This is a genomic window from Peptoniphilus sp. HMSC075B08 (assembly GCF_001815405.1).
Classification (GTDB): Bacteria; Bacillota; Clostridia; order Tissierellales; family Peptoniphilaceae; genus Peptoniphilus_A; species Peptoniphilus_A harei.
The window spans coordinates 1-206 of record NZ_KV820455.1 but is presented as its reverse complement, the minus strand read 5'-3'; the positions used below and the strand labels follow the sequence as shown (position 1 = coordinate 206).

Here is a 206-nt window from a genome sequence, read left to right as displayed (position 1 = left end):
CTTCATTTGTATCTTCTTTTTTTTCTGATGTCTCTACATCTTCTTTAGAAAGATTTCCACTTTCTGAAACTTTTTCAAGCTTTTCATAGATTTCTTCTTTTTCCGCTTGAGTTTCTTCTTGCTTTTCTTTCTTATCTTCTAAGGCATCTTCAACTACTTCATTGTCCTTAAAGACTTCATTTGTATCTTCTTTTTTTTCTGATGTC

Annotated in this window: 1 pseudogene; it reads right to left on the bottom strand. The window is 30.6% G+C overall.

Going from position 1 to position 206, the window contains the following annotated elements:
- Window positions 1-206: pseudogene (locus HMPREF3023_RS09845) on the bottom strand (signal recognition particle-docking protein FtsY); the annotation flags it as partial.